We start from the raw sequence: 5347 nt of genomic DNA on the forward strand, positions 1-5347 counted from the left end.
TGACCGGCGCGTAGTAGACCTGGCGCGCGGCGACCGAGACCAACTCCTTCTCCGGCCAGCGCAGGGCGGTGAGCCGACCGCCGAAGACACAGCCGGTGTCGATGCAGAGGGTGCGATTGACCCATTGGGGCTCCAGGATCGGGGTGTGCCCGTAGACCACATGGGCGCGCCCGCGATAAGCCGCCGCCCAGTCCCAGCGCACCGGCAGGCCGAAGGCGTCGGTCTCCCCGGAGGTCTCTCCATAAAGGGCGAAAGCGCGGACCTTCCCGGACCCGCGACCCTGATATTCCTCGGCCAGCCCGGCGTGGGCCACGACCAGATCGCCTCCGTCGAGGACATAGTGACTGACCAGCCCGTCGATCCAGGCGCGCACCGCAGCGCGCCAGGGCTCAGGCTCCCGTTCGAGCTGGCCGATGGACTCCGCCAGTCCATGCCCGATCCGCACCGGGCGGCCATCCAGCCACTTCATCAGTTTGGCCTCGTGATTGCCGGGCACGCACAGCGCCTCGCCCGCCGCCGTCATCGCCATCACCAGACGCAGCACCGCCGGAATCTTGGGGCCACGGTCGACGAGGTCGCCTAAGAAGACCGCCTGGCGGCCCGCGGGATGCCGGGCGGTCGGCTGGTCTTCGCGGCCCTCGACCACATAGCCCAGTTGGGTCAGCAGCGCGCACAGCTCCTCGAAACAGCCATGCACGTCGCCGATGAGATCGAAGGGGCCGGTCTCGCCACGGCGGTCGTTCCACAGGGGTTGACGCGCGATGACCGCCGACTCGACCGCTTCCAGCGAGTCCAAACGGTAGATGTGGCGGAAGCCCTCGCGCTTGAGCGAGCGCAGGGCACGCTGAAGCTGGTCGGCCTGGGTACGGATGACGTGCGGACCGAAGGCGCGGTCGGCGCGCGCGCGGTTGCGGGCCTGGCACAGCGGCGCGGGAAGATCGAGGACGATCGCCACCGGCAGGACGTGCCAGCGGCGCGCCAAGTCCACCAGGGATTTACGCGCCTCGGGCTGGACGTTGGTCGCATCGATCACGGTGAGTCGACCCGCCGCCAGCCGTTTGGCGGCGATGAAATGGAGCACCTCGAAGGCGTCCTTGGTCGCACTCTGATCGTTCTCGTCATCGCTGACCAGGGCGCGGCAGACGTCGGATGACAGCACCTCGGTGGAGAGAAAGTGCTTTCGGGCAAAGGTCGACTTACCGCTGCCCGACGCGCCGATCAGGACGACCAGGGAGAGTTGGGGAATGGTGAGCGTCATGCGGCGGCTCCCTGACCAGCGGGGGTGTCGTGGCGGCGGAACACCGCCATCTGGGTGGGCGGCCCCTGAACGGGATGCACCTCACCGATCGGGAGGATCCGGACCGCGTAACCGTGGTGCTTGGCAACCGCCTCACACCAGTGCGCGAACTCGGCGCGGGACCATTCGAAGCGATGGTCGCGATGGCGGAAGGCACCGGCCGGCAAAGAGGCGAAAAGCGCGTTGTAGTCGCGGTTGGGCGTGGTCAGGATCAGGGTGGCCGGGCGCGCCTCGGCGAACAGCACCTGCTCGCAGGCGGCGAGCCGGCTCGGCTCCAGGTGCTCGATGACCTCGACCAGGGCGATGGCGTCGAAGCCGCGAAACCGCGCATCGCGATAGAGCAGCGAACCCTGGAAGAGGTCGAATCGCTGGCGTTGGCGCTCGGGTAGATTGTCCAGATGCAGCCGCCGCGCCGCGAGACTTAGGGCACGCGGGGAGACATCGCAGCCGCCGAGGTGCGTCAGTGACGGCTCGGCGGCCAGGCGCTGGAGCAGTCGGCCGTCGCCGCAGCCGAGATCCAGCACGCGGCCCGCGCCCACTTCCCGCAGGGCGGCGAGCACCGCCTCCAGACGACACTGATTCAGGGTCAGATCCCGCTCCAGGGCGTCCTCCTCGTCGCCAGCGCTCTGCTCGCGCGTATCGAGGGCGGGATCTTCTTCCTCGGTGAGTTGGCGCAGTGCCTCCGAGACCAAGCGGCGGTCGTGGCGCAGCGCGCGCCGGGTGATCTCCTCGCGCTGTGGGTGGCGCGCGAGCCAGTCACCGCCCATCCGCAGCAGTTTGTCGATCTCGTCCTCGCCCACCCAATAGTGCTTGGTATCGTCCAGGACCGGGATCAGCACCGCGAGATGGGTCAGGAGGTCGGCGAGTCGCAGGGTCTGGCGCAGCCGCAGCGTGAAGTAACGGCTGTCGCCCCAGGACGGGAAGTGCGGATCGAGCGGAAGCCGAGCGCAGTCGACCGCGTAGCCGAGCGGCTCGAAGAGCGCGCGCAGGAAGGGCTCGCCGCCGCGTGCCGGCACCACCGGCAGCTCGGCCTCCAGCGGGATCGGGGTGTCCGCCAGGTCCGGGCGTTCCGTGCTGCGCCCCTTGAGCGCGGAGCCGAGGAGGCGGGTCATCGCCACACTCAGGAACGACGAGGCCACATAGGGACGGTCGTTGACATAGGGTTCCAGCGGTGCCTGGCTGCCGTTCCGGGCGCCGCGCCCCCGCGACAGCGCGACCGGGTCGATCTCCAGGAGCAGCGCGGCGGTACAGCGTTCCTCGCTCGCCTCGGGATAGAAGAGGATGGCGCGGCCCTGACTCAAGTCCTTCTCGTGCCAGCGCCCGGGATGCTTGGCCAGCAGATAGCCAAGATCGGTGGCGGGACGGTGGGTGGTGGTGATCGTCAGCAGCATGGAGCCTCCTGGGCGGGTGGCGCGGGCATCGCGTCGTCATCCGGCCACGCCTGGGCGAGCAGTTCGGGCAGGATCCGCGCCGCGGTTCCGCGCAGATTGATCTGGGCGACGGCATTCAGGGCGGTGACGGCCGGATTGATCTGGACCACCAGGGCACCTTGGTCCGCCGCCATCACGGGCAGCTCAGCCGCCGGAGAGACCAGGGAGGAGGTACCGACCGAGAGCAGCAAGTCGCAAGCGCCGGCCGCCGACTGGGCCGCCTGCCAGACCTCCACCGGCAGGGACTCGCCAAACCAGACCACGCCCGGACGAACGAGACCCCCGCAGGCCCCGCAGCGCGGCGGCGGCAGACACGCGCCGCCGTCGGGAAGTGCCGACGGGGCGTCCGGGAGCGGATGAGCTTGGCCGCAGTCGGCACAATGGGGCCGATGCAGACTGCCATGCAGCGCGAGCACGGCGGGACTGCCTGCCCGCTCGTGGAGTCCATCGACGTTCTGGGTGATCAGGGTCAGGCGCGGTACACGCCGGGCCAGCTCGGCGATGGTGCGATGCCCGGCATTGGGCTGACAGCGCAGCACCTGCCCCCGGCGCCATTCGTACCAGCCCCACACCAACGCGGGATCGGCCAGGAATGCCTCGGGCGTGGCCAGTTGCTCGGCGTCGAACCTGGCCCACAGGCCAGTGAGGGCATCGCGGAAGGTCGGAATGCCGCTCTCCTGCGACACCCCGGCGCCGGTCAGGACGACCAAATGTCGGGTCTCACGCAGCCGGTTGAGCAAGGTCGGCGGGAAAAGCATGACGTCGTGTCCTTGGTGGTGTGAGATCTTGGGATCGCGGAGAGGATGCGGCCCCATGGTGCCTGGGGCGGCCCTGATTGCCCGCTCTGGATGTCCAGTACGGGCCTGTCGTGGAGTGGGTCAAACTCTAATACGGAGATTGTCAGAAACTAAACGCAGTCCTGTTACCGTATTTAAACGTGTATGATGGATGATAGCTTTCAAGGAGACCTTGATCGTCTGGATGCGCAGCGGTGAGTGAAAAGAGATGGTCGCCGACCTTCGACAGCGTAGCGAGTTGTTTGGGTTCCGCAAAGGCGATGTATTGTCTCAACGCTTGCGTCAGCGTCTCATCCGCAAACGCATTTTTCCCACAGGCAACGACGACCGGACGGCCCGCATACCGGATCTCCTCCGATGCCGTCAACATGGCGACATGATGACGATTGGCTTTGAATTGCATCATGGCATCAGCGGAATTTTGATTTTTGAGGTTGAAGAGATGGTAGATCTTCAAAACGCCGCCAGAATGCCGACTCGAATAGAAACCGAGAAGGTCACGCATTAACCGATCCACTGAAAATCGATAATAGGGCGCACCCTTCGCGTTGCTCAAAAAAGGCAGGCACAAGGATTCCAGAAAGGCATTCTGCGGCGCTTCCGAGAGCGGCACGGCGCTCCCCGGATTGAGTAGAATGAGATTTGCCAACAAATCCCAGCCATCGCCAAACTGTAGAATGGTCTGGTCTCGAAAGCAGAGTCCTGATGGCTTGTCTTCTTGCCATCTTGCAAAACACTGCATCGTCATCGCGACTCCTCACCTCGTAACACCATCAACGAAAAATTATCCGGTGCACCCGCCGCCAAGACCGCCTCCCGGTAACGGCTGACCTGCTCCGTCAGCGACCGCTCCGCGTGATAGAGCGCCCTCAGTTGGGCCTCGCCGAGGGTGTCATGGACGCCGTCGGTGCAGAGCAGGAAGGTGTCTCCCAGCATCCAATCGCCCGGCTGCCAATGGACGGCAAAGCCGTCTTCCGCCTCATCGGCGATCAGCATGTGTTCCAGATCGTCATAAAGCTGCCCGACCGACTGATCCGGACCAATCTCGCCGCGCTCGATCATCGATTGACGGTAGGTGTGATCCTTAGACAGCCGTTGCCAGACGCCATCGCGACCGATGCGATAGACCCGCGAATCACCCACATTGACCACACTGAAGCGGCTGTCACGCCATTGCAGCAGGGCCAGGGTGCTAGCGGAGCCGTGGGTCCGTCGATCCCCGGCGAGCCGGCGGCACAACGCGGGATGCACCTGGCGGCGGATCAGCCGGGGACCGATCCAGCCATCTTGCCACCACGCAGGCGATGTCTGATCGGCACGCCGCAGCGCCTCCAGCACCGCGCGGCTGGCCAGATGCGGAACGGGACTGATCGCCACCCCATCGGCGACCGCGCACCGACCGCCGGATCGACTCAGGGTGCCGTCGGTGATCGGCCAATCCGGGGATTGAACGATGTCCTGCCCCACCAGCAGGGCATCCTGCTGACTCTGTGCCAGCCGCCCCCGGTGCTGGGTAAAGGCCACCTGGATCGCGGGTGTCATGGGCGATTTCGCAGACAATATACGCCGCTTGTCGACCAGCCCGCAGGGCAGGCGGCCCCCGACTTCGGCACGGCAGGCCGCGCCGCTTGACCGGCGAGGCAGTAGGCGCCGCTGGTGGCATAACCACTGGGACAGGTTCCGCGTTTCTCCAAGGCTGTCAATCACCATCCAAAAGTTACCAGGCATCAACATCGAATTTTTTCCAGTTGAACGAGCGACTCAGAGGGTCTGACTGGCCTTTTTGCGTTGCTTGAACCGGTAGGAATCATTGCCGGTTTCGA

At 65.8% G+C, this 5347-nt stretch carries 5 protein-coding genes; all 5 read right to left on the minus strand.

The features are described from left to right. A partial coding sequence (locus CCR95_RS00715) for an AAA family ATPase (protein ID WP_201090970.1) occupies positions 1-1258 on the minus strand: 1258 nt, incomplete at its 3' end. After that, complete coding sequence (locus CCR95_RS00720; RefSeq protein WP_201090972.1) at positions 1255-2688, minus strand: 3' terminal RNA ribose 2'-O-methyltransferase Hen1; 1434 nt, start codon at positions 2686-2688, stop codon at positions 1255-1257. The genes CCR95_RS00715 and CCR95_RS00720, both read right to left, overlap by 4 nt. Further along, the gene (locus tag CCR95_RS00725) at positions 2679-3485 is read right to left on the minus strand and encodes an SIR2 family NAD-dependent protein deacylase (RefSeq protein WP_201090974.1); all 807 of its coding nucleotides are present in this window, start codon (positions 3483-3485) and stop codon (positions 2679-2681) included. The genes CCR95_RS00720 and CCR95_RS00725 overlap by 10 nt, the downstream gene beginning before the upstream one ends. 142 nt (positions 3486-3627) lie before the next feature. Then, positions 3628-4272 carry a hypothetical protein gene (locus CCR95_RS00730; protein WP_201090976.1) on the minus strand — a complete coding sequence of 215 codons (645 nt, stop codon included), beginning with the start codon at positions 4270-4272 and terminating at the stop codon, positions 3628-3630. Then, entirely contained in the window at positions 4269-5066 is a 798-nt protein-coding gene (locus tag CCR95_RS00735; RefSeq protein WP_201090978.1) for a PP2C family protein-serine/threonine phosphatase, read from the minus strand. Before CCR95_RS00735 ends, CCR95_RS00730 begins: the two co-directional genes overlap by 4 nt. Positions 5067-5347: the final 281 nt, after the last annotated feature.

Origin of the sequence: Thiocystis minor (assembly GCF_016653465.1) — a bacterium.
Taxonomy (GTDB): domain Bacteria; phylum Pseudomonadota; class Gammaproteobacteria; order Chromatiales; family Chromatiaceae; genus Chromatium; species Chromatium minus.